This window comes from Paenibacillus sp. DMB20 (assembly GCF_000987955.1).
In the GTDB taxonomy this organism is placed as follows: domain Bacteria; phylum Bacillota; class Bacilli; order Paenibacillales; family Paenibacillaceae; genus Paenibacillus_AQ.
On record NZ_LAZU01000051.1, the window covers coordinates 100,439 to 122,166 of the forward strand.

Below are 21,728 nucleotides of genomic sequence, written 5' to 3' on the forward strand. Positions count from 1 at the left end.
GTTCAAGTAGGAGGAAAGCGTTATGAAAGTAGGGATTATGGGCGGGACGTTTGACCCGATCCATATCGGTCATATGCTGGCTGCAGAGGCGGCCCGGGACGCTTGCGGCCTGGACGAGGTTTGGTTCATGCCGAGCCATATTCCTCCCCATAAGCATGAAGCCGGTGTCACGGGACAGATGAGGCTTGAGATGACAGCCGAAGCCGTTTCCGGGCATCCTTCCTTTCGAACGCTCGATTGGGAAGTAAAACGCGGAGGGGTTTCCTACACCGTGGATACGGTAAGGGAATTGCGGCGGATCTATCCTCATATCGAGTTCAGCTTTATAATCGGAGCGGATATGGTCAACTACCTTCCGAAATGGCACCGGATCGAAGAGCTTGCAGACATGTTGACGTTTATCGGCGTCAACCGGCCGGGCTCGGGGTTAAACGTTGACGATCTTCCGCCATGGTTACGAAAAACCGTCAAAATCGCTGATATGCCGCTGGTCGATATTTCCTCAACGACGATCAGGAAGCGCGCGGCGGCCGGGAAGTCCATCCGTTACATGGTGCCCGACCGCGTTTACGAATATATGGTTAGGAGCGGAATGTATGGAATACAATCGGGAACAGCTGATTGAGGCCGTATCCTCCCAAATGCCGGAGAAACGGTGGATACACACCCAAGGGGTCATGGATGCGGCGGTCAAACTTGCCAAGCAGTACGGCGCAGACCCCGTAAAAGCCGATTTGGCGGCTATACTCCACGATGTCGCCAAGTATTGGCCGGTTCAGCGGTTAAGGGATGTCCTGAGCGAGAACCGGCTGAACGATGAGCTGCTTCAGCACGAAAAGCAGCTGTGGCATGCGGAGGTAGGGGCTTTCGTAGCTGAGAAGGATTACGGGATAACCGATCCCGAAATTTTGGATGCCATCCGTTTTCACACCTCCGGGAGGGTCGGCATGACATTGCTGGACAAGGTAGTCTGCCTGGCGGACTACATCGAACCGGGAAGGGATTTTCCGGGGGTGCATAATATACGGGAACTGGCCAACCATAGCCTTGATAAGGCTCTTGCCGCAGGATTTGACTCCACCATCAGTTTTCTTGTTTCCCGGAGACAGATTATTTATCCGCTGACGGTATTGGCACGAAATGATTTAATTAAGCAATTGGAGGCGAATTCATGACGATCCAACCGAATGAATTGTTAAATAAGGCCATAGCGGCCGCAGAAGATAAAAAAGCGATGAATATCGTAGCCCTTGATCTCAGGGGGATTTCGCTCGTGGCCGACTATTTTGTCATCTGTCACGGCAACTCGGATACCCAGGTCCAAGCCATTGCGACGGAAGTGCGCAAACGCGCCCATGAAGCGGGAGCGGCCGTCCGCATCGAGGGAATGGATTCCGCCCGTTGGGTACTGATGGACCTTGGGGATGTAGTGGTGCACGTGTTCCACCGCGACGAGCGCGAGTATTACAATCTTGAACGTCTGTGGTCGGACGCCAAAGTGGTGGAAAACGTATGAGCCTGATCGCCGGTACCATGGTGGAGCTGGAGGTTTCCCGCGAAGTCTCGCCCTATGGCTATTTTTTGAACGGGGGAGACCGCGACGTGCTTCTTCATTACTCGGAGCTTACCCGGGAGATCCAGCCTGGAGAGAGGGTAGACGTATTTATCTTTTTCGATACGGAAGACCGTCTGGCGGCTACGATGAAAAAGCCTTACTTAACGCTTGGCGAGACGGCCCAGCTGCTTGTAGCGGATGTTCATCCGCGTCTCGGCTGCTTTCTCGAAATGGGTCTCGGCCGCCAGCTTCTGCTGCCGATCCGCGAGCTTCCCGAAATGAAAGAGCTTCATCCCCAAGTGGGCGATTATGTATATGTGATGATGGAGCACGACAAACAGGGACGCCTTCGGGCCAAACTGGCGGGCGAAAAGGAATTGGCGCCTTTGGCCTTCGATGCGCCGCAGTCCTGGTTAAATCAGTGGTTTACGGCCCGAGTTTATAAACCGCTTCAAATGGGCACGTTCGTCATCGTTGACGGCGGCGTTCTCGGGTTCGGCGCGATCGGAATGATCCATTCCTCCGAGCGGACCCGTCTGCTTCGTCTCGGGGAAGAAGTTCGCGTAAGGGTCAGCCACATCCGGGAGGACGGTCGCGTGAATTTGTCGATGGTTCCGCGTAAAGAGGTCGGGCGCACGGATGATGCGGACCGGTTGCTCGCTTTTCTGAAGGAGCGCCCCGGAGGAGCCATGCCTTATTCCGACGCCACGCCTCCGGAAATTATCAAGCAGCGCTTCGGTATCAGCAAATCGGCTTTTAAACGGGCCCTAGGCAAGCTGATGAAGGATGGATTGGTCACACAGAAGGAAAGCTGGACCTATTTAGCCGGAAACCAAGGGACCGCCGACTCTTCGCAGGAAGAAGGCAAGAAATAAGGAAGCCTTAAGAAAGTGGTGTCATCATGTCGTCTTACCGCAAATTTGCGTACGTTTACGATCAACTTATGGAGGATATGCCGTATCCGGAGTGGCTCCGGTTCGCCCGGACCGCATGGGAAAAGCACGGCATGCCTAAAAGCGTGGCGGAACTCGGGTGCGGCACGGGCAGCATCACCATCCCGCTCGTGAATTCGGGCTTTGAGGTAACGGGCATCGATTTATCGGCGGACATGCTTTCCATAGCCCGCCGGAAGCTGGAGAAGACCCCTCAGGGAAACCGTTTGTTCCGCGAGGGAAGCGTCCGCTGGGTGCAGCAGGATATGCGGGTATGGGAGCTGCCCGAAAAGGTGGATTCGGTCATATCGTTTTGCGATTGCCTGAATTATTTGCTCGAGGAGGACGATATCCGGGCTGCCTTTGCCCGTACATACGCAGGTCTTAAGGACGGGGGGACCTTTCTGTTTGATGTCCACCATCCGAACACGCTGGTTCGCTATGACGAAGAGCAGCCTTTCGTTGTCGATGATCCAAGCGTTTCATACATCTGGACCTGCGAATTTGACGGACCGCGCTGTCAAATCGAGCACCACTTGTCCATTTTCGCCCGGGATGAGCATGACCGCTCCGTGTATCGGCGGTTCGAGGAAACCCATATACAGCGCGGTTACGATCCGGCATGGATGAAGGTCGAACTGACCAAAACCGGCTTCCGGGACGTGAAATGCTACGCCGATTTTGAATGGGTGGAAGCGGGAGCGGATGCCCAGCGGCTGTTTTACGTTGCAGTAAAGTAAAGAAGGGCCATCGCTGGTGAAATTGTCCTGCAGCTTCATACTGAAAGCCGAAAGACTGTTCCAAGCAGAGCATCTGCGTTAGGAGCAGTCTTTTTTTAAGAGATAAGACAGTATAAGCTTCGAAAGACGCTGCTTCCTTATCCCGCAAGAAAAACTTCCACTAAATGCGGTCTGTCTTCTGAGAAAGTACCTCGATAGACGTTTTTCTTATTTGACTTCTGGAATTGAGCGTCCGCCGATTCCGTAGATGAGATGATGTGTAAAAAGTATTTGACATCATAAATATCTCTTTTTATAATCGGAGTGTAAAAAGTTTTTTACATACCTTTAGCAATCGATGGAGAACCGCAAATGAAAAATCGAATCAAGGAATACAGGGAAATGAAACATATTTCGCAGGGGAAGTTGGCGGATTTGTGCAATGTGAGCAGACAGACCATCAATGCCATCGAAAACAATAAATACGATCCCAGTTTGCAGCTGGCTTTTGACATTGCCGAAAACTTAGGAGTCAGGATCGACAACTTATTTATACATGAAAAGGGGGAGAACGGATGAGTGCTCGGAAAATAGGGGCAGTAATCTTTGGCTTGGGTGCGCTGATTGTAATAGGATTTACAATATATAAAATCAGTGCGGGAAAAGATGTCGGCTTCAACGAAATCATAACGATCGCATGTTTGGTGATGATCTTTCTCACTAGTATTACCTGGGGTAGCAAAGAGGAGAAAGACGGGATATTGCCGGGAGAAGAGCTGGGACAAAGGATAACGGAAAAAAGTTCAAAAGTGGGTTATTTCCTGCTGACTTTTTTTTATCTTGGTCGCCGTATGTGCAGATCAGCTCACTCATGGAACAACCAACATTTTTTTTATTGCTATTATTGGGATTGGCGATGATCACGCTCCCATTTATTGAGTTTATCATTGCAAGAAAGTATCAGTAAAACGCATACAACCGATTTTGTGATAGACCCATGAAGCCGATTTCTTCAATGTAAAAGGAGATCGGCTTGATTTGTTTTCACGTGATCAATGCGCGCTATGATTTAATCGAAGTCTGTTTTCTTCTTGTCCGTTTGATTGAGGTTAAGTTTTATGCGCACTCCCGTAGGTTTTCGGTTCCTCGTGTGATAGACTATACCCGCAATTGATGTGGAAAGCGTTTACAGAAAAAGAGCGGGTTTAATAATCATTTTGATGGTAGAAAGGGTGATTAGGCTCATGAAATTTTCGGTATTTACCGTAGCCACCCCGGACATGACGCCGGAGGAGTTGGCGGCTTTCGCAAAAGAGGCCGGGATCGAGGGAATCGAGTGGCGTTTTAAAGAGATTCCTGCGGATGCCCGGGAAGAAGAGCCTTCGTATTGGCGGCACAACCGGTGCTCCATGGATCCTGCGGGGACGGAGGAGGAATGGCTCCGTTTTGAACGGGCCGCAAGGGAGAACGGGCGGAAGAGCATTGCGGTCGTCCCTTATTTAACCTGTGGAGATATTGCGGGAACACGAAACGTCATGAAGGCAGCAAAGCTGCTGGGAGCTTCTTTTATTCGGGCAGGCGTTCCCGCCTATGACCGACGGACGAATTATCGTGGGCTGTATGAACAGGCTGTCCGTTATTTAAGAGAGGTTGAAGAATTGGCCGCGGAATTCGGAATCAAGGCGTTGGTCGAAACGCACCATAACACGATTGCACCGAGTGCCGGACTGGCCCATCGCCTTGTATGCCATTTCGATCCGCGGTTTATCGGCGTGCTGTACGACCCGGGCAATATGGTATATGAAGGCTACGAGAATTACAGAATGGGTCTTGAACTTTTGGGACCTTATCTGGCCCATGTCCATGTCAAAAATGCCGGTTACAGCCGCGCCGCGTCAGAGGACGGAAGCCGAACGATATGGAACCGGGAATGGCTTCCGCTGGAACAGGGGGCCGTATCCTGGCCGGAGGTCTTGTCGGACCTGAAGTCCGTCGGATATGGAGGTTACTTCGGAATCGAGGATTTCAGCGGCTCCGCTTCCTCCAGGGAGATGTTGAAAACGTTTGTGTCCCGGATGGCGGAATGGGGGAAATAAAGCGGCTGCATGACGGAATTAAACCGGATGGATTCAAGCTTAAGGAGGGATTTGGATGCAAAAGCTCAAAATAGGGGTAATCGGCCTCGGCATGGGTTATTTCCACGCCAGGACACTGGCCGCCGGAGCTATTCGCGGAGCCTGCCTCGCCGCCGTGTGCGACGTGCAGCCGGCCAAACGGGAAATGGCGAGGGCCGAGCTTCCCGAAGAGGTATCCATTTGGGAGGATGCCCAAGCGATGATGGCGTCGGGGGAGCTGGATGCCGTCATTATTGCGACTCCCCATTACGGGCACCCGGAGGAAGCGATTTTTGCATTTGGGCAGGGATTGCATGTTTTGATCGAGAAACCGGCGGGCGTTTATACGAAACAGGTCCGGGAGATGAACCGGGTTGCGGCGGGCAGTGGAAAAGTATTTTCGATCATGTACAACCAGCGCTGCAATCCGCTGTACCGGAAGCTGCGAGAGCTGATTGCCGACGGGGAACTCGGAGACATCCGCCGGATGAATTGGATTGTCACCCATTGGTACCGGTCCCAAAGCTATTATGATTCGGGCGGCTGGCGTGCGACATGGGCAGGGGAAGGCGGAGGCGTGCTCATTAACCAGTCCCCGCATCAATTGGATTTATGGCAGTGGACCACCGGGCTTATGCCTCGCAGAATCCGGGCATTCTGCTCCTTCGGAAAATACCGGAACATCGAAGTGGAAGACGATGTGACGGCTTATGCGGAATACGAAAACGGCGCTACCGGCATATTTATTACAACGACCGGCGAAGCGCCCGGAAGCAACCGGTTTGAGGTAACTGGAGACCGCGGAAAAATCGTCGTGGAGGACGAAAAGCTGACGTTTTGGCGTTTACGCGTGCCGGAACCGCAGTTCAACCGGGAATACGCCGGGGGTTTCGGCCAGCCCGAATGCTGGAAATGCGAAATACCGGTCTCCGGCGACGATCCGCATCATGCCGGCATCATTCAAAATTTCACGGATGCCATTCTTCATGGCGTCCCGTTAATCGCGCCCGGCGAAGAGGGGATCAAAGGACTAACCTTGTCCAACGCGATGCACCTGTCGAGCTGGAAAGACGATTGGGTCACGCTGCCGCTGGATGAGGAGCTGTACCATGAACAGCTTCAGGAACGGATCCGGAACTCCACCTATCAAAAAGAGGTAAGGGAAACGGGACCGGCAGACATGTCGAAGACCTTCGGCTAGAGTTAACCGAAAGCCGGCAGCTAATATTTCGGATCAGCTTATCATAGGAGTTTAAGGAGGCCATAACCAATGAATCGCATCAGCGGTATGCTGTACGCTCCCTCCGGTCAAGCCCGGCCCGTTGTCGGTCCCGGAGAATTCGTGTTTGCGGCAACATCTCTGGAGCATGGGCATATTTATGGCATGTGCAACGGATTAATCGAGGCGGGGGCGACTCTAAAATGGGTATACGACGATGATCCGGCGAAAATGGAGGCTTTTATCAAAACCTATCCACAGGTCCGCGCTGCCTCCTCAGAAGAGGAAATTTTGGCGGATGGGACGGTACGACTTGTGGCTGCAGCGGCCATTCCTTCGAAGAGGTGCGAACTGGGACTGAAGGTGATGTCGCACGGCAAAGACTATTTCACGGACAAAACGCCGTTTACCACGCTGGATCAAGTGGAGTCCGCGCGGGCCAAAGCGGCCGAAACGGGCCGCAAATACATGGTATATTACAGCGAACGGCTGCATGTCGAGAGCGCGGTTCATGCCGGCCGGTTGATTCGGGACGGAGCAATCGGACGAGTGATCCAGGTGATGGGCACAGGTCCGCACCGGCTTGACGCCTCCTCGCGTCCGGACTGGTTTTTCAAACGGGAATTGTACGGCGGCATCCTGTGCGACATTGGCTCCCATCAGATCGAGCAATTTTTGTTTTATGCCGGCTGCAGGGATGCCGAAGTAACCAGCAGCAGGGTGGCGAATTACAATCATGCCGATTACCCGGAGCTCGAGGATTTCGGGGATGCCACCCTGGTCGGGGACAATGGCGCCGCCCATTATTTTCGGGTGGACTGGTTTACGCCGGACGGCTTGGGGACGTGGGGCGACGGGAGGACCTTTATTCTCGGCACGGAAGGTTATATCGAACTGCGGAAATACATCGATGTGGCCCGAAGTCCGCACGGGGATCACCTGTACCTCGTCAACGGCCAGGGAGAGCATCACATGGAACTTAAGGGCAAGGTCGGCTTTCCGTTTTTCGGCGAGCTTATTCTTGATTGCCTGGAACGGACTGAAAGGGCGATGACGCAGGAGCATGCCTTCAAAGCCGGGGAGCTGTGCGTCAAGGCGCAGAACATGGCAATTCGTCTCTCTCAAGGTATTCCGTTATAATAGCGGGCATACCAGTACGAAAAGGGGCAGACTCTATGAAACCGGCGTCCTCCAAAAACGGAACAAACGGGCATATCCAGCTGCATCGGCCGTATGAGGAACGACCGTCCCGTCGAGAGCGGCGTTTTTCATTCGCATCCGTTTTACGAAATATATTATTTTCACGAAGGTCACTGCACTTATTTGATCGGCGACCGGATTTACGTGCTGAAGCCCGGGGATCTTCTGCTGATGAACGACCTGACCCTCCATTGTTCCCATGTCCATACGGATGCCAGGTATGTTCGCAGCATCGTTCATTTCGTTCCCGGATTTTTGGAGCAGTGGCTTCATCCGGCGGTTTCGGCTGCCGTCCCTGAAAAAGAACGCCATATCCAGCAGGTCATCACGTTTGTGGAACGTGAATCGTTAAAAAGCATTGAATAAATGAGCAGTCAAAAACATCCGGCTCCAAGGATTTTTCTCCTGGAGCCGGATGTTTATTTCGGAGCGTATGGCGACGATCCATAAATTATAGCGTCTGCTGCTCAGGCAGCTCGTTCATGAAATAACGAATCCAGTTTTTGCTCAAAAAATGCTCCACATCGTCCGCGCTGTAGTAGTTCAGCAGCATATCCGCCAAATCGGGGTATTTGCCGGCGTGCTCCAGGCCGATCAGCCAGCGGCTGGTGCCGTCGAAGTCCGAGCCGAAGCCGATATGCCGCTTGCCGCCGAGGCTGCAAATATGGTCGATATGCAGCAGCAGCTTATCCATTGTGACCGGCTCTTCCGGCATGACGAACGGCGGAACGAACGTAATGCCGATGACGCCGCCTTTGCGGATCAAGGCGGCGATCTGCCCGTCGTTCAGGTTGCGAAGGCACGGGCTGATCGCGCCGGCGTTGGAGTGGGAGGCGATGAACGGCCGTTCCGACAGCTCGGCCAGCTCCCAAAACCCGGCTTCGGACAAATGCGACACGTCGAGGACCAGCCCCAGCCGGTTGCATTCCGCAATGAGCTGCCTGCCTTTGGCCGTCAGTCCGCCTTTGCGTGCCTCCAGCACTCCGTCGGCCGCCCAATTGGCATAGTTCCACGTCAGCCCGACGCTGCGCAGCCCGAGCTCATACAAAATGCGCAAATAGGCGAGATTGCCGCCCAATGCGTCGACGCCTTCGAGCGAGAGCATCGCTCCGATTTGCGTTCCGGACAGCACGTGCTGCAAATCCTGCTTCGTCCGTACAAAATGGATCGGCTCTTCGGAAACGATCCGAGATAGGAACAAATCGACGCAATCCAAAACATGCTTGAAGTCGCCGTTCCAACGTTCGCTTAAATAGATGGCGAAATTTTGCACCTTCACTTTCCCTGCGAGCAGCCGTTCCACGGTGACGTCGAGCAGGCTCGCTTCCTTGCGGAAATCGAGCTCGGGATTTTGAAAAAGCTTGCTCAGCACATCGCAATGCGTATCGAGAACGTGCACGGCGATTCCCCCTTATACTTTTATGGAATCGGTATCGGCGTTGAGCCCGCGATAATGAAACGGCTGCGGCCCGCAGTCGCGATTTGCCATAGCGACCGCTTCATCAATGACCGATCTGTGAGGCGACATGCGGCATACCGGATCGGTTGCGCTTGCGTCGCCTGTCAGGGCAAATGCCTGACAGCGGCAGCCGCCGTAATCTTTCATCCGATGCTCGCAGCTGCGGCAAGGCTCCTGCATCCAGTCCGTTCCGCGGTACGCCTGGAACGGCGCAGATTCGTACCATATGGTCGCAAGGCTGCGCTCTCTGACGGAATCGAAGGTCAGGCTTGTAATGCTTGATGCGGCGGGACAAGGGAGGACGGAGCCGTCTGGGGCGACGGTTAACGAGAGCTTGCCCCAGCCGCCCATACAAGGCTTTGGCCGATCGGCGTAATAGTCGGGGACGACCCATATGAGCTCCATTTGCTTGCCGATGCGCGCTTTGGTTTTGTCGTAGACCTCCTCGGCTGCGGCAAGCTGCTCTCTGGTCGGCATAAGCGCCTGCTGATTTTTGAGCGCCCAGCCGTAATATTGCGTATTGGCGAGCTCCAAGCGCTGCGCTCCCCAATCGCGGCACAGCTCGACGATCGCTTCCAGCTCGTCAATGTTTTGCCGGTGCAACACGGCATTCATGTTCAACGGAAGTCCGGCGCTGCGGATCATGGCAGCGGCTTGGCGTTTCAGCTCGAATGCCTTCAGCCGGGCGATCCGGTCGGACAGCTCTGGCGCTGCTGCCTGAATGCTGAGCTGGATGCTGTCCACTCCGGCATCCTTCAGCGCGTGAAGCCGGGCTTTCGTCAATCCGATCCCGCTCGTGATCAGATTGACGAACAGGCCGAGCGCCCGCGCTTTCGCGATCAGTTGCTCCGAGTCGGTGCGCAGCAGCGGCTCGCCGCCGCTTAGATGCACCTGAACGACGCCAAGTCCGGCCGCTTCTTCGAGAACGCGGAGCCATTCTGCGGTCGACAGCTCGGACTTGCGCTTGGCGAGCTCGACCGGATTGGAGCAATACGGGCAATGGAGCGGGCAGCGATGGGTCAGCTCGGCCGTAAGCGCATAAGGGAAGCTTATTTCCATCGCTCGACCCATCCTTCCTCCGCAGCGCGCGTCAAAAAGGCGGCGATCTGCTCCTGCAAGCCGGTTTGGTCGTACAGCCGTTCGAGCTCGCGGGTCAACGATTCGACGGTGTGGCTCCCGTCGCACAACCGCAGAATCGTCCCGGCGGTCGAGTTGAGGCGAACAACCCGCTCCGGCAGGAGCAGCAGCTCCTGCTCGCGCAGCTCGTCGTATTTCAAGCGGGCCGGAGGGCGCAGAACGGGGCATTCGGCGGCGGTCCACATCATACCGGCTCCTTCTTGCAGCCCGCTGTGATGTCGGCCATTGCGGCCGGCTCATCCGGGTAGGCGAGCTGCAGCGCGTCCAGCAGCGACCAGAGCACGTCGCACTTGAACGATAAGGCGGCGACCGCGCACTCCTGCTCGCTGCGGGTAGCGCATGCCCGCAGCACGAGCTCCAGGCCGTGGTCCGCATCCCGCGGAGCTTGATGGAGCCGGCTGCGGAAGTACGCGAGCCCATCCGGCTTAATCCACGGATACAGCTCCTGGAATACGCCAATGCGCCGGGAGACGAGCGAGGGAGCGAACAGCTCCGTCAACGACGAGGCGACCGCTTCGGGCCAAGGCTGAAGACGGCAAAAGTTCACATAGGCGTCGACGGCGAACCGGACGGCGGGCAGCACAAGGCGTCCACTCAGCATATCCGTCCGCGGCATGCCCGCAGCTTCGCCGAGACGTATCCACGCCTCGATTCCGCCTTCGCCGCCTTCATGCCCGTCGTGGTCGATGATGCGCTGTATCCATCGGCGGCGCTCCTCCCGGGAAGGCAGCTTGGCAAGAATGAGCGCGTCCTTGACCGGAATGTTCGTTTGGTAATAAAACCGGTTTGCAATCCAGGCGCGGAGCTGGGCAGGGGATAGCCTGCCCTCGTGCATCCGGATATGGTATGGATGCTTGTCGTGATACCGGCGTTCGCCGACGGCTCTCAACTGCTCAATAAATTGCTTCTCGGACCATGCTTCATTCATCATTTATACCTCCAGTACCATGCCGTCGCTTCCGATTTCAAAACCATGATTCAATACAATGCTATGCTCGGCGGATGTCGGGTCGGCGATCGGGTTCGTATTGTTAATGTGAATCCATATTTTGCGCGCTGCGGGGAAAGCGGCAAGCCGTTCCAGGCTGCCGCCGCCGCCGGAAATCGGGATATGTCCCATCGCATGGGCGTCGAGCTCCGAGATGCCGAGCCGCGTCAGCTCGTCCGCGCGCCAGAACGTGCCGTCGATCAGGATGCAATCCGCATCGGCGAGCCGGCTGTCGAGCTCGGGCGTCCACGCTTCAACGCAAGGCGCGTAGATGACGACACCGCCCGTTGCTTCATCCTTCAGGCGCAGTCCGATGACCCATGCGGAGTTGCTGGCCGCGTCGCCGTTGCGCGAGCTTGCATAAGCGTAACGCGGAGCTTTGCAGCCAAGGACGAAAGGCGTGACCGTAAGCTGCCCGCCGAACAGAGCAAACGGCTCGCCCGGCGTCATCTCGTGCCACCGTGAAGCGGCGTAAGGCTCCAGCATCGGACGGATCGGGAACGACTCCGTCAGCGCGTCCGCGACGGGAGCCGTCACGTACACGTTCAGCGTCCCTCCCTCGCGCAAGCTGAGCAAGCCTATCGTATGATCGAGCTCCGCATCGGTGAGCATAACTCCTGCTATAGGGCTACTGCGAATAGCCGGGCCGGGCTGCAAGGAAGGCTCGGCCTCGATTTGCGCACTTATATCCGGCGCCGCGTTGATCAAATACCATGTTTGGCCGTCACAGCTTACGGCCGCGCCGTTTTGCGTGCGGCTGTGGGCTTGCCCGGCTTCCGTCCGCGCGAAACGGCAGCCCGGGCATGCGCAATTCCATTGCGGGAAGCCGCCGCCGGCCGCGGTTCCCAGTAGTTTGACAATCATTTGCCCAAACTCTCCCTTCATCTACGATAAAGAAAAGATGCCGGATTTCTCCGGCAATCCGTCTTATTTTTGATAAGCATAGGACGTGACTTCAGCGCATACTTCGATAATTTCAAAATCCGGTTGAGTCCATTTCATCACGAAAACCTCCTTTAGCCGGGAATTTGAACAGCCCGCGCAACGGAAGCCGGAAGAACCATACAAGCAAAACGGTACGCCTCGCGCTGCCTTCGGTGAAGCGGTCATGTCCACAATGCATCATATTCGGGCTGATGAATGAATATGTATATTTATGGAAATTGATTTTGGTGACAAATTGTGACAAGGCGAAAGACGTCATATGACAGTTTCTGACAATCCAAAGTTTGATTGCCTGGAACGGACCGAACGGCGATGACGTTAGGAGCATGCCTTCAAAACCGGAGAGCTGTGCGTCAAGGCGCAGAACAAGGCGATTCGTATCCCGTAAGCCATACCGTTATAATAGGGGCATACCAGTACGAAAAGGGGCAGACTCTATGAAACCGGTGTCCTCCAAAAACGGAATAAACGGGCATATCCAGCTGCATCAGCCGTATGATTTTTGTTACCGGAACGACCGTCCCGTCGAGAGCGGCGTTTTTCATTCGCATCCGTTTTAGGAAATATATTATTTTCACGAAGGCCACTGCACTTATTTGATCGGCGACCGGATTTACGTGCTGAAGCCCGGGGATCTTCTGCTGATGAACGGCCTGACCCTCCATTGTCCCCATGTCCATCCGGATGCCAGGTATGTGCGCAGCATCGTTCATTTCATTCCCGGATTTTTGGAGCAGTGGCTTCATCCGGCGGTTTCGGCTGCCGTCTTAAGTCCCTTTAAGCAGCTCAGCAACTACCGGCTGACGCTTTCCGGCGAGGATCGGGCCGAGTTTGAGCGCATGCTTGCCGATTTGAGCCGAATGCCGACGAAGAATCGGGGGTTGGGGCCGGAGAGGAGGACGCTCCGACTGGTCGAAATCATGCTTTTCGTATCCGAGCTGTGCCGCCAGGCCGCCCGGGAGCAGGATGCCGTTCCTGAAAAAGAACGCCATGTCCAGCAGGTCATCACGTTTGTGGAACAAAACTATATGAACAACCTCACCCTGTCCGAAATCGCCGGGGCCGCTCATTTATCGAAGCCTTATTTGTCCGCTTTATTCAAAGAAGTGACGGGAACGACGGTACTGAAGTACGTTTACAGCCGCCGGATCAATCAGGCGAAGATATTGCTGTGGCTGCAGCCCGGCTTGACCGTTACCGAAGTGTGCCGAACCGTCGGTTTATGCATTTGGCCCATTTCAGCCGCATGTTTAAGGAAATGGTGGGAATAAATCCGGAAGAATACCGGAACGGCAGAGCTGCCGCATTGACTTCGTATTAGATGTCCGGTATAATATCGTCATTATAATTAAAAAGGTATACAATGATGAGGGGTACTAGTTTCCTTCCCGTTCACCCAGAGAGCCGGCGGTTGGTGAAAGCCGGTTGAAGGGCGGAAATGAACTCGCCTCGGAGTAACGATGTCAACCCGGCGGACGGCGCAGTTGTTGCAAGCTTGTCCACACCGATGAATCATCGTCGTCTCACCTGCGATAAAGGTGCAAAGGGAGCCCGAGGCAAAGCATGCCTTGGACTAACTAGGGTGGTACCACGGGAAACAAAACCTCTCGTCCCTAGCGTCATACGCTATGGATGATGAGGTTTTTTTTTGTAAATATAAGAAAGCATAAACTTTTGTTTCTATGCGTGCCTTATATTTTCACGGAAGCGTCTTGCTCTCATGAGCAAAAGAAAGCCGTTTCCGCTTGCAGAAACACGGTCACGGATCGTGCCCGACCGCGAAGAAGGAGCTGGCAAAGTATGAGTGAGAATCAACAAACGGGCCACGGCTACCAGCCGCAGGCCATCGAACCGAAATGGCAGCAGTACTGGGATCAACACAAAACCTTTAAAACAGAAGAAGATCCGTCCAAGCCGAAGTTTTATGCGCTGGATATGTTTCCGTATCCGTCGGGCGCAGGGCTTCACGTAGGACATCCGGAAGGCTATACCGCTACGGATATCGTTTCCCGCTATAAGCGGATGCGGGGATATAATGTGCTTCATCCGATGGGCTGGGACGCGTTCGGCTTGCCTGCCGAACAGTATGCGATGGATACAGGAAAGCACCCGCGCGAGTTTACCGTGAAAAATATCGATAACTTCCGCCGTCAGATCAAGTCGCTCGGTTTCTCGTACGACTGGGACCGCGAGATCAGCACGACGGACCCCGAGTACTACAAGTGGACGCAATGGATCTTTATTCAACTGTATAAAAAGGGCCTGGCTTACGTCGATGAAGTACCGGTCAACTGGTGCCCGGCGCTCGGCACCGTGCTCGCGAACGAAGAGGTCATTGACGGCAAGTCCGAGCGCGGCGGCCACCCCGTGATCCGCAAGCCGATGCGCCAGTGGATTTTGAAGATTACCGACTATGCGGAAAGATTGCTGGAGGACCTTGAAGAGCTGGATTGGTCCGACAGCATCAAGGATATGCAGCGGAACTGGATCGGCAAATCGACCGGCGCGGAAGTGACCTTTGAAATCGACGGTCACGACCGGCAGCTGACGGTGTTCACCACCCGTCCGGATACCCTGTTCGGAGCAAGCTACTGCGTTATTGCACCGGAACATGAGCTGGTTGATGTCATTGCTACGGTAGAACAGAAGGATGCGGTGAAGGGATATCAGGAGCAGGCTGCGCGCAAGAGCGATTTGGAACGTACGGACTTGGCTAAAGACAAGACCGGCGTGTTTACCGGAGCTTATGCGGTAAATCCGGCCAATGGCGCGCTGCTGCCGATCTGGATCGCGGATTATGTGCTTGCAGGATACGGTACGGGCGCCATTATGGCCGTTCCGGGCCACGACACCCGGGACTGGGAATTCGCGAAGCAGTTCGGACTGGACATCATCGAGGTCGTTAAGGGAGGGAACGTTGAGGAAGAAGCGTATACAGGCAGCGGCGAACATGTCAATTCCGACTTCCTGAACGGATTGGACAACGAGGCGGCCATTGAGAAAATGATAGCCTGGCTCGAAGGGAACGGAAAAGGCCACAAGAAGGTGACGTATCGCCTGCGGGACTGGCTGTTCAGCCGCCAGCGCTACTGGGGCGAGCCGATTCCGATCCTTCACCTGGAAGACGGCACGATGAAAACCGTGCCCGAGGATCAACTCCCGCTGCTGCTGCCTGATGTGGATCACATCAAGCCTTCCGGCACAGGGGAATCTCCGCTTGCAAACGTCAAGGAGTGGGTAGAGACCATTGATCCCGAGACAGGCATGAAAGCCCGGCGCGAGACCAATACGATGCCGCAGTGGGCCGGCAGCAGCTGGTACTATCTGCGCTACATTGATCCTCACAATTCCGAAGAGTTCTGCTCCAAAGAGAAGCAGAAGGAATGGCTGCCGGTCGATCTGTATATCGGCGGTGTGGAACATGCGGTGCTTCACCTGCTGTATGCCCGTTTTTGGCATAAGGTCCTGTATGATATCGGCGTGGTGGACACGAAGGAACCGTTCCAAAAACTGGTTAACCAAGGCATGATCTTGGGTAACAACAACGAGAAGATGAGCAAGTCGCGCGGCAATGTCATTAACCCGGACGATATCGTGAACGAATACGGCGCCGATACGCTGCGCGTCTATGAGATGTTCATGGGGCCGCTGGAAGCGACCAAGCCTTGGAACACCAACGGCGCGGAAGGCATCCACCGTTTCCTTTCCCGGGTATGGCGTCTGTTTGTCGGCGATAATGGGGAGCTTAACGCCAAAATCGTTGACGGCGAAGGCACGGACGAGTTTAAGCGTACTTGGCACAAGACGATCAAGAAGGTCACGGACGATCTGGAGCATTTGCGCTTCAATACCGCGATCAGCCAGATGATGATCTTCATTAACGAAGCGTACAAAGCGGACGAACTTCCGCGCAAATCGATGGAAAACTTCGTGCAAATGCTGTCTCCGCTTGCGCCTCACCTGGCGGAAGAACTCTGGAGCCGGCTCGGCTTCACCGAGAGCGTTACCTACGTTCCTTGGCCGGAATTCGATGAAGCCTGGACCGTGGATGCCGAGGTTGAAATCGTCATCCAGGTAAACGGCAAAATTGTGGGACGCGCCAAGATTGCCAAAGACATGGATCAAGAAGCCATGAAAGAACATAGCCTCTCCCTTCCAAATGTCAAGCAGGCGCTGGAAGGAAAGAGTATCCGCAAGATCATTGCGGTGCCGGGTAAACTGGTCAATATCGTGGCCGGTTAACCGTTGTCCCAAAGGCGGCATCCAGTTTCGCCAGATCCTCATCATATTTGTCATGGGTGGTGCGGATGAGCTGGTGAAACAGCCCCTCCAGTCTCTTTTCAAGCAGAGAAAGGGCCTGGGCGGTGATGCCTCCGGGGACGGCAACCCTTTGTTGAAGCTGTTCGGGAGTGAAGCCCTCCTCTGTAAGCAGCTTGCCGGTTCCGAGCAGCATTTCTCCGGCAAGGGCATACAGGGCGGAGCGGTCGGCTCCGGTCATTTCAACGGCGGCATCGACCCATTTTTCCACAAAATAACTCAAAAAAAGCAGGCCCGCAGCTGGAAAAGTCGGACGTGATCCGTGTGTGTGATTCCAGAACCGGGATGGGCCTGCTGATTGAAGACAGGAGGCTTTCCAAAAGCAGCCTGTCTTTTTCTTTGATCCGGGACCCATACATGCACAAGGAAGCGCCGCTTCCGGTCTGATTGGTGATGCTCGGTATGATTTTCGCCACCTTGCAGGGAAGCTCGGACTCCAGATGCGACAACTGAACGGGACTCGTAATGGAAACGGCGATTTGGGATGCCCGCATCACTTTTGATATTTCATCGATGACAGGTTTGAATTCACCCGGCTTAACGCAGAGAAACAACAGGTCGCTATGGGAAGCGTTCTCCGCATTGCTTCGGCTTACCTCAAGCCCCGGATATCGGTCGGCCAGCTTTAACGCTTTATGCGCCGTGCGGTTGCTGACGAGTATCTGATCGGGCTGCAGCGCTCCAAAACGTATGAACGAATCAATCAACAGACTGCCCATACTGCCCGTACCGATAAAACCGATCTTCATGTATACGTTCCCTCCTTTCACGCTTTACGGCAATGGGCTGCCGTGTTCATATCGTTAATGTATGCTTCCGGACGGTCACTTCATGACCGTTTTGGCCTAGAAACGGGAAGTATTGCGGTTCGGTGGCGAAGCAAATCCGAAGTCGAAACATCAAAAATCAAATCCGGACGAAAAATCGTCCCGATCGGAGTGAGATGAAAATGAAACGAGTACCTTTCGCACTGAGCATTACGGTGACATTGCTTGGATGCGGCCTGATTCTTTTTTGGCGGGGGAAAAGAGAAGAACATGGAGGGTTGGACGCCGCTGAATGCGGAAATCGAACAGGTTCTCGGCCTTCAGGACGACGGAGAAAATGAAACCAAAATCAAAGATCCCGCCGTCAATGAGGAACAAGGCAAGCCGATCGACAAGAAACCGGACGAACAGGAAGCGGCTGCTGCTCAGTCCAACGATTCAAAGGAAACGGTTGAGCCGCCTCCCAAGAATGCCCGTCCGGTTGAAGGGGGCGAGATGCAAACCTCTTCCCCTTCGACGGCGGTCCCCGTTATGGGTGAATCTTCGGCTGCGGGGGGCAATGCCGGCTCCCCATCCGGTACATCCGGTAAAATCAATATCAATACGGCAGAAAAAAAAGACGCTTATGGAGCTGCCGGGCATCGGTGAGAAGAAAGCGCAGGCGATCCTGGACTACCGTATGCAAAACGGATTGTTCAAAAGCGAGGCAGATCTCATGAAAGTAAAAGGCATCGGTCCGAAAATGCTTGAGAAGATGAAACCTTACATCATTCTTTAACTGTGGTACAATCAAAAAAAGAAGCACATACTTACTTACTGAAGACAGGTGAGATGATATATGAGTACGGATCAACGCAAAGACTGGGATACATATTTTATGGACATTGCATTCATGGTTTCCACCCGTTCGCAATGCCCGAGACGCCATGTCGGCGCAGTTCTGGTGCAGGGCAAAAAGCTGCTCGGAACGGCATACAACGGCGCCCCGATGGGAGTTCCCGACTGCTCGGAGGAAGGCTGCATGATTGCGGAAGACTATGAACTCGTCATTCATGACGGTAAAGAGGAAATGGTCAAAAAGCAGCGCTGCATCCGGACGATCCACGCCGAACAAAACCTGCTTCTGTTCACGGATCGCATCGACCGGGAAGGAAGCACGGTTTACGTAACGGACGAGCCGTGCTGGACCTGTGCCAACATGCTGGCGAACAGCGGGATTACGGAAGTGGTTTTTTACAGGCCTTATCCGAAAGATACGGAGAAGGTCAGCCTGATGATGAAGCAAAAGGGGATCCAGTTCAGGCAGCTGCAGCATTATGAGCCGCCGAAAGAAACGTTGATGACGGTATCGGACTGACGAACTGAAAAAAGCCCGGCTGAAATATGAATATTCGAATTTTGGATTGAGGAAGGACCTCTGCCGCCCTATGCGGACAGCGGTCCTTTTTTTTGCGTGCCTAAGACAATCGTTAATGGAAGGAGTTGAAACGTAATGCTGCAACGGCCGCTGCCGTTTTTTACGGTCTGCTGGGTTGCAGGCACCTCGGCTGCCTGCATGTATTCGGGCATGCAGTTGTTCTTGGTTTTAACCGGTTTGGCACTGCTGCTTACGGTCCCTATGTGGCTTGGACGCTCCCGTCCGCTATTTATGGGGATCATGGTATTGTCGCTTCTGGGATCGGCAGGATTATTGGGAGTGGAACGATGGGCGCAACGTCAGCCGACTTCAGGCGCTGATCGGCGAAGCTTCGCATGAGATGAAGGCAATTCCTGCAGAGGTATCGGGGAGGATAACATCGCCTGTCAAAGTTGATGGGGACAGGGCCGATTTTGAGATGATCATCACCGATTTAAATACCCAAAAGGCGGCTAGAGAAAAAGTTGTCGTTCAGGTGAAGCTGGTCAGGAAGCAGGAAGTCAAGACGGCACAGCTATGGAAGCGGGGAGATGTCGTTAGCTTGGCAGGGTCCCTGGAGCCTCCGGGTCCGGCGCGCAACTTTGGGGGCTTTGATTACCGCCAGTATTTGCGTACCAAGGGAATTCACTGGATGCTAAAGGTGAAAGGGGCGGATGCAGTAGAGGCCCTGCAGCCGGAGGAATGGTCCCCGGCCAACGTTTTGCGCAGGAATGACGACCTCCGCCAATATATCGGCGAACGCATCGACCGGCTGTTCGGCAGCTTCCATGGCGGTTATATGAAAGGGCTGATCATCGGCGACCAGACGGACCTCGATCCCGATACGTTTGCGGAGTTTTCCAGACTGGGGCTGACTCATATTTTGGCTATATCGGGTATGCACGTAGCCGTATTTGTGGGCACGCTGCTTTTTGTATTCTCGGCATGCCGTTTGACCAGGGAATCCTCCCTGACGGCGGTCATTTTTCTTATCCCCTTGTATGTGCTTCTGACCGGGGCAAGTCCATCGGTCATCCGCGCGGGGATGATGGGGATGATCGGGTTGTATGCCGCCAGAAGGGGCCTGCTTAAGGACGGAAAACATATTTTATGCGCGGCGGCCCTGGCCATGCTTTGGTACAATCCTTATTTTCTTGTCAATGTCAGCTTCCAGCTGTCCTTTCTGGTAACCGCAGGCTTGATGATATTTGTACCGAAATTGATGCCGCTTTTGTCCTTCCTGCCTCGATGGCTTGGGAGCTCGGTCGCCGTAACGGCTGCGGCGCAGCTCGTTTCGTTCCCGCTGACGATTTATTACTTCAATCAATTTTCGCTGTTGTCTCTTCCGGCCAATCTGCTGCTCGTCCCTCTGATCAGTCTGATTGTCCTGCCGCTGGGGATGGCTGCGGTCATGGCTGGCTTCATCTGGCTGGACTTGGGAAAATGGATCGCATCTTTGGCAAAATGGCTGAACACCTTTACTTTCGAGGTGGTTGAATGGATGAACGGGTCTCCTGGATTTGTGACCATATGGCCTTCCCCAAGCTTATGGTGGATCGCAATTTACTTTGTGGTCTTGTATTTTCTGCTGCATGTTATGGAAAAACGAAAGCAAAGGCAGACGGATACAGACACCATGGACGAGACGGTTCCGCTTGCAGGCGCACGGGATGGCTTCGGGGGACATCCGGCCCGGTCGGCCCATACCGGAGGCTATCGATGGGTCGGGCCTTTGCGGCTTCAAGCCGCAAGCGTCTCACGATTTGCTGCTGTGCGATCGTTGGCGCGCCTTCTGAACAAAACTTCGATACCGGCTGTCGTGCCGCTGCTCGGATTGTTTGCAGTGCTGCTGTATACGGGGTATCAAGGCCCTTCCTTGCACGGCTCCGGACTGGTTCAATTTCTTGACGTAGGCCAAGGAGACTCCATTCTGGTGTCAACGCCGGGAGGAAAGCATGTATTGATCGACGGGGGAGGGACGACAAACTTCCGCAAAGAGAAGGATGCCTGGAAGGATCGAAGCCGGCCGTTTGAGGTAGGGGCCAAGGTGGTAGTCCCTCTTCTGAAGAAACGGGGGGTGCATTCGCTGGATATGATCATGATTTCGCATAACGATAAGGACCATGCCGGAGCCTGCAGGCGGTTTTGGAGGAGATTCCGGTCAAGTCGGTCGTGTTTAACGGCACCCTGTCCGAGACGAAGGATTTCAAAAAGCTGCTTGAAACGGCTGTCTCAAAGGAAATACCGGTATATAAGGCCGGAGAGGGCGAGGTTTACCGGCCGGATACACAAACGGAAATCGAGTTTTTTTACCCAAAAATCAAGAAGGAGCGTTATGCGGAAGGTATTCCTGTCGTGAAGGACCAGAATCATGAATCCCTAGTTTTCGTCTTAAAAATGAACCGGGCGAGTTTTCTGTTTACCGGCGATGCCGATGCCGCGGCGGAACAAGAAATTTTGGCGGATCAACAAAAGCGCGGGAATTCGCCCGACTCCGGTTTGTTCCCTTCTCCCGTCGATGTGCTCAAGATAGGCCACCATGGCAGCAAGACCTCGACCTCGGCGGAATGGCTTGCGGCCTGGAAGCCGAAAACGGCGGTCATCTCCGCCGGAGTTAACAATATGTACCGTCACCCCCACCCCGATGTGGTGGCTCGAATCAAGAGATATGACGCGCTTATTTTCAGGACGGACCTGCAAGGGGAGGTTCAAATGAAGGTATCGCCCAAGGGGGGAATATCCCTCCGTACGAAGCTGGCGCATGCCAATGAATAGGGACAGTTCCGGGAGAGCCGTTTTCAATCCCGTTCCTTCCTTATTATTACATATGCGCGGTTCCCCGTTTCCGCATTCCGTTGTTAAGCGCCGTCGCATAATTATATAGCAAGGTGTTTGATGACGAAGAGGATTATTTTTGGTATAGTTAGATGAAGTTTCCTTAAAATTAATAGGCTTCATACTGCAACAATTTTACTATACC

Annotated in this window: 26 protein-coding genes, 1 pseudogene and 1 other annotated feature; of the genes and pseudogenes, 20 read left to right on the top strand and 7 right to left on the bottom strand. The window is 54.3% G+C overall.

What is annotated here, in order from left to right; translation table 11 throughout:
- Window positions 1–22: 22 nt before the first annotated feature.
- The 11 genes from XI25_RS27620 to XI25_RS27670 all read left to right on the top strand — a co-directional run bounded on the left by XI25_RS27620 (window position 23) and on the right by XI25_RS27670 (window position 8,105).
- The gene (locus XI25_RS27620) at window positions 23–625 is read left to right on the top strand and encodes a nicotinate-nucleotide adenylyltransferase (protein ID WP_046681091.1); all 603 of its coding nucleotides are present in this window, start codon (window positions 23–25) and stop codon (window positions 623–625) included.
- The gene (yqeK, locus tag XI25_RS27625; RefSeq protein ID WP_046681092.1) at window positions 597–1,175 is read left to right on the top strand and encodes a bis(5'-nucleosyl)-tetraphosphatase (symmetrical) YqeK; all 579 of its coding nucleotides are present in this window, start codon (window positions 597–599) and stop codon (window positions 1,173–1,175) included. The genes XI25_RS27620 and yqeK overlap by 29 nt, the downstream gene beginning before the upstream one ends.
- Window positions 1,172–1,516 carry a ribosome silencing factor gene (gene rsfS, locus XI25_RS27630; RefSeq protein WP_046681093.1) on the top strand — a complete coding sequence of 115 codons (345 nt, stop codon included), beginning with the start codon at window positions 1,172–1,174 and terminating at the stop codon, window positions 1,514–1,516. The genes yqeK and rsfS overlap by 4 nt, the downstream gene beginning before the upstream one ends.
- The gene (locus tag XI25_RS27635; protein WP_046681094.1) at window positions 1,513–2,430 is read left to right on the top strand and encodes a CvfB family protein; all 918 of its coding nucleotides are present in this window, start codon (window positions 1,513–1,515) and stop codon (window positions 2,428–2,430) included. The genes rsfS and XI25_RS27635 overlap by 4 nt, the downstream gene beginning before the upstream one ends.
- A 26-nt stretch (window positions 2,431–2,456) precedes the next feature.
- A complete protein-coding gene (locus XI25_RS27640) occupies window positions 2,457–3,227 on the top strand; it encodes a class I SAM-dependent DNA methyltransferase (RefSeq protein ID WP_046681095.1) in 771 nt (256 codons plus the stop codon).
- Window positions 3,228–3,578: 351 nt separating this feature from the next.
- Window positions 3,579–3,785, top strand: coding sequence for a helix-turn-helix transcriptional regulator (locus XI25_RS27645; protein WP_046681096.1), 207 nt, complete (start codon window positions 3,579–3,581; stop codon window positions 3,783–3,785).
- A complete protein-coding gene (locus tag XI25_RS27650) occupies window positions 3,782–4,126 on the top strand; it encodes a hypothetical protein (protein WP_235440469.1) in 345 nt (114 codons plus the stop codon). Before XI25_RS27645 ends, XI25_RS27650 begins: the two co-directional genes overlap by 4 nt.
- 324 nt (window positions 4,127–4,450) lie before the next feature.
- The gene (locus XI25_RS27655) at window positions 4,451–5,302 is read left to right on the top strand and encodes a sugar phosphate isomerase/epimerase family protein (protein WP_046681097.1); all 852 of its coding nucleotides are present in this window, start codon (window positions 4,451–4,453) and stop codon (window positions 5,300–5,302) included.
- A 55-nt stretch (window positions 5,303–5,357) separates the two neighbouring features.
- Window positions 5,358–6,521: a Gfo/Idh/MocA family protein gene (locus XI25_RS27660; protein ID WP_046681098.1), complete on the top strand. Its 1,164-nt coding sequence runs from the start codon at window positions 5,358–5,360 to the stop codon at window positions 6,519–6,521.
- 69 nt (window positions 6,522–6,590) lie between these two features.
- Complete coding sequence (locus XI25_RS27665; RefSeq protein ID WP_046681099.1) at window positions 6,591–7,679, top strand: Gfo/Idh/MocA family protein; 1,089 nt, start codon at window positions 6,591–6,593, stop codon at window positions 7,677–7,679.
- 93 nt (window positions 7,680–7,772) lie between these two features.
- Entirely contained in the window at window positions 7,773–8,105 is a 333-nt protein-coding gene (locus XI25_RS27670; protein WP_046681100.1) for an AraC family ligand binding domain-containing protein, read from the top strand.
- Window positions 8,106–8,190: 85 nt separating this feature from the next.
- Here XI25_RS27670 and XI25_RS27675 read toward each other — a convergent pair whose 3' ends face one another.
- The 6 genes from XI25_RS27675 to pqqA form a co-directional block, all read right to left on the bottom strand.
- A complete protein-coding gene (locus tag XI25_RS27675; RefSeq protein WP_052759782.1) occupies window positions 8,191–9,138 on the bottom strand; it encodes a dipeptidase in 948 nt (315 codons plus the stop codon).
- Between the two features lie 12 nt (window positions 9,139–9,150).
- A complete protein-coding gene (gene pqqE, locus XI25_RS27680) occupies window positions 9,151–10,257 on the bottom strand; it encodes a pyrroloquinoline quinone biosynthesis protein PqqE (RefSeq protein WP_082112519.1) in 1,107 nt (368 codons plus the stop codon).
- Window positions 10,248–10,523: a pyrroloquinoline quinone biosynthesis peptide chaperone PqqD gene (gene pqqD / locus XI25_RS27685; RefSeq protein ID WP_052759783.1), complete on the bottom strand. Its 276-nt coding sequence runs from the start codon at window positions 10,521–10,523 to the stop codon at window positions 10,248–10,250. The genes pqqE and pqqD overlap by 10 nt, the downstream gene beginning before the upstream one ends.
- Window positions 10,520–11,266, bottom strand: a complete 747-nt coding sequence (gene pqqC / locus XI25_RS27690) for a pyrroloquinoline-quinone synthase PqqC (protein ID WP_235440470.1) — start codon at window positions 11,264–11,266, stop codon at window positions 10,520–10,522. Before pqqC ends, pqqD begins: the two co-directional genes overlap by 4 nt.
- Window positions 11,267–12,187 (bottom strand): pyrroloquinoline quinone biosynthesis protein PqqB, encoded by a 921-nt coding sequence (pqqB, locus tag XI25_RS27695; protein WP_046681103.1) that lies wholly within the window; start codon window positions 12,185–12,187, stop codon window positions 11,267–11,269.
- A gap of 63 nt (window positions 12,188–12,250) precedes the next feature.
- Window positions 12,251–12,433: a pyrroloquinoline quinone precursor peptide PqqA gene (pqqA, locus tag XI25_RS37105; RefSeq protein ID WP_082112520.1), complete on the bottom strand. Its 183-nt coding sequence runs from the start codon at window positions 12,431–12,433 to the stop codon at window positions 12,251–12,253.
- Window positions 12,434–12,705: 272 nt separating this feature from the next.
- Between pqqA and XI25_RS35980 the strand changes: the two genes are divergently transcribed.
- The 3 genes from XI25_RS35980 to leuS all read left to right on the top strand — a co-directional run bounded on the left by XI25_RS35980 (window position 12,706) and on the right by leuS (window position 16,510).
- The gene (locus XI25_RS35980) at window positions 12,706–12,828 is read left to right on the top strand and encodes a hypothetical protein (RefSeq protein ID WP_268794585.1); all 123 of its coding nucleotides are present in this window, start codon (window positions 12,706–12,708) and stop codon (window positions 12,826–12,828) included.
- 36 nt (window positions 12,829–12,864) lie between these two features.
- On the top strand, window positions 12,865–13,539 hold the full coding sequence (locus tag XI25_RS27705; RefSeq protein ID WP_235440471.1) for an AraC family transcriptional regulator: 675 nt from the start codon (window positions 12,865–12,867) through the stop codon (window positions 13,537–13,539).
- A gap of 83 nt (window positions 13,540–13,622) precedes the next feature.
- Window positions 13,623–13,886, top strand: a binding site (T-box leader).
- A gap of 182 nt (window positions 13,887–14,068) precedes the next feature.
- Window positions 14,069–16,510, top strand: a complete 2,442-nt coding sequence (gene leuS / locus XI25_RS27710; RefSeq protein WP_046681105.1) for a leucine--tRNA ligase — start codon at window positions 14,069–14,071, stop codon at window positions 16,508–16,510.
- Here the strand turns inward: leuS and comER are convergent.
- Window positions 16,491–17,334 (bottom strand): annotated as a pseudogene (comER, locus tag XI25_RS27715) (late competence protein ComER). The gene leuS and the pseudogene comER sit on opposite strands and share 20 nt — an antisense overlap.
- 288 nt (window positions 17,335–17,622) lie before the next feature.
- Between comER and XI25_RS27720 the strand changes: the two are divergent.
- The 6 genes from XI25_RS27720 (at window position 17,623) to XI25_RS35545 (ending at window position 21,523) form a co-directional block, all read left to right on the top strand.
- Complete coding sequence (locus XI25_RS27720; protein WP_046681106.1) at window positions 17,623–18,000, top strand: hypothetical protein; 378 nt, start codon at window positions 17,623–17,625, stop codon at window positions 17,998–18,000.
- Window positions 17,978–18,130, top strand: coding sequence for a ComEA family DNA-binding protein (locus XI25_RS35535; RefSeq protein ID WP_152669235.1), 153 nt, complete (start codon window positions 17,978–17,980; stop codon window positions 18,128–18,130). Before XI25_RS27720 ends, XI25_RS35535 begins: the two co-directional genes overlap by 23 nt.
- A gap of 60 nt (window positions 18,131–18,190) precedes the next feature.
- Entirely contained in the window at window positions 18,191–18,709 is a 519-nt protein-coding gene (locus XI25_RS27725; protein WP_046681107.1) for a deoxycytidylate deaminase, read from the top strand.
- A 135-nt stretch (window positions 18,710–18,844) separates the two neighbouring features.
- The gene (locus tag XI25_RS35540; RefSeq protein ID WP_235440472.1) at window positions 18,845–19,108 is read left to right on the top strand and encodes a hypothetical protein; all 264 of its coding nucleotides are present in this window, start codon (window positions 18,845–18,847) and stop codon (window positions 19,106–19,108) included.
- Between the two features lies 1 nt (window position 19,109).
- Window positions 19,110–21,107, top strand: a complete 1,998-nt coding sequence (locus XI25_RS27730) for a ComEC/Rec2 family competence protein (protein ID WP_235440473.1) — start codon at window positions 19,110–19,112, stop codon at window positions 21,105–21,107.
- On the top strand, window positions 21,104–21,523 hold the full coding sequence (locus tag XI25_RS35545) for a ComEC/Rec2 family competence protein (protein ID WP_235440474.1): 420 nt from the start codon (window positions 21,104–21,106) through the stop codon (window positions 21,521–21,523). The genes XI25_RS27730 and XI25_RS35545 overlap by 4 nt, the downstream gene beginning before the upstream one ends.
- Window positions 21,524–21,728: the final 205 nt, after the last annotated feature.

Bases quoted from the DNA above. Each gene is read 5' to 3' on its own strand.
- yqeK (WP_046681092.1), top strand. From the start codon at position 597: ATGGAATACAATCGGGAACAGCTGATTGAGGCCGTATCCTCCCAAATG.
- XI25_RS27720 (WP_046681106.1), top strand. From the start codon at position 17,623: ATGGAGGGTTGGACGCCGCTGAATGCGGAAATCGAACAGGTTCTCGGC.
- XI25_RS27650 (WP_235440469.1), top strand. From the start codon at position 3,782: ATGAGTGCTCGGAAAATAGGGGCAGTAATCTTTGGCTTGGGTGCGCTG.
- XI25_RS27730 (WP_235440473.1), top strand. From the start codon at position 19,110: ATGAAGGCAATTCCTGCAGAGGTATCGGGGAGGATAACATCGCCTGTC.
- pqqE (WP_082112519.1), bottom strand. From the start codon at position 10,257: ATGGAAATAAGCTTCCCTTATGCGCTTACGGCCGAGCTGACCCATCGC.
- XI25_RS35540 (WP_235440472.1), top strand. From the start codon at position 18,845: ATGCTGCAACGGCCGCTGCCGTTTTTTACGGTCTGCTGGGTTGCAGGC.
- XI25_RS27660 (WP_046681098.1), top strand. From the start codon at position 5,358: ATGCAAAAGCTCAAAATAGGGGTAATCGGCCTCGGCATGGGTTATTTC.
- XI25_RS35980 (WP_268794585.1), top strand. From the start codon at position 12,706: ATGAAACCGGTGTCCTCCAAAAACGGAATAAACGGGCATATCCAGCTG.
- XI25_RS27635 (WP_046681094.1), top strand. From the start codon at position 1,513: ATGAGCCTGATCGCCGGTACCATGGTGGAGCTGGAGGTTTCCCGCGAA.
- XI25_RS27620 (WP_046681091.1), top strand. From the start codon at position 23: ATGAAAGTAGGGATTATGGGCGGGACGTTTGACCCGATCCATATCGGT.
- XI25_RS27645 (WP_046681096.1), top strand. From the start codon at position 3,579: ATGAAAAATCGAATCAAGGAATACAGGGAAATGAAACATATTTCGCAG.
- pqqA (WP_082112520.1), bottom strand. From the start codon at position 12,433: ATGACCGCTTCACCGAAGGCAGCGCGAGGCGTACCGTTTTGCTTGTAT.
- XI25_RS27665 (WP_046681099.1), top strand. From the start codon at position 6,591: ATGAATCGCATCAGCGGTATGCTGTACGCTCCCTCCGGTCAAGCCCGG.
- rsfS (WP_046681093.1), top strand. From the start codon at position 1,172: ATGACGATCCAACCGAATGAATTGTTAAATAAGGCCATAGCGGCCGCA.
- XI25_RS27640 (WP_046681095.1), top strand. From the start codon at position 2,457: ATGTCGTCTTACCGCAAATTTGCGTACGTTTACGATCAACTTATGGAG.
- pqqC (WP_235440470.1), bottom strand. From the start codon at position 11,266: ATGATGAATGAAGCATGGTCCGAGAAGCAATTTATTGAGCAGTTGAGA.
- pqqD (WP_052759783.1), bottom strand. From the start codon at position 10,523: ATGATGTGGACCGCCGCCGAATGCCCCGTTCTGCGCCCTCCGGCCCGC.
- XI25_RS27655 (WP_046681097.1), top strand. From the start codon at position 4,451: ATGAAATTTTCGGTATTTACCGTAGCCACCCCGGACATGACGCCGGAG.
- leuS (WP_046681105.1), top strand. From the start codon at position 14,069: ATGAGTGAGAATCAACAAACGGGCCACGGCTACCAGCCGCAGGCCATC.
- XI25_RS27670 (WP_046681100.1), top strand. From the start codon at position 7,773: ATGAGGAACGACCGTCCCGTCGAGAGCGGCGTTTTTCATTCGCATCCG.
- pqqB (WP_046681103.1), bottom strand. From the start codon at position 12,187: ATGATTGTCAAACTACTGGGAACCGCGGCCGGCGGCGGCTTCCCGCAA.
- XI25_RS35535 (WP_152669235.1), top strand. From the start codon at position 17,978: ATGGAGCTGCCGGGCATCGGTGAGAAGAAAGCGCAGGCGATCCTGGAC.
- XI25_RS27725 (WP_046681107.1), top strand. From the start codon at position 18,191: ATGAGTACGGATCAACGCAAAGACTGGGATACATATTTTATGGACATT.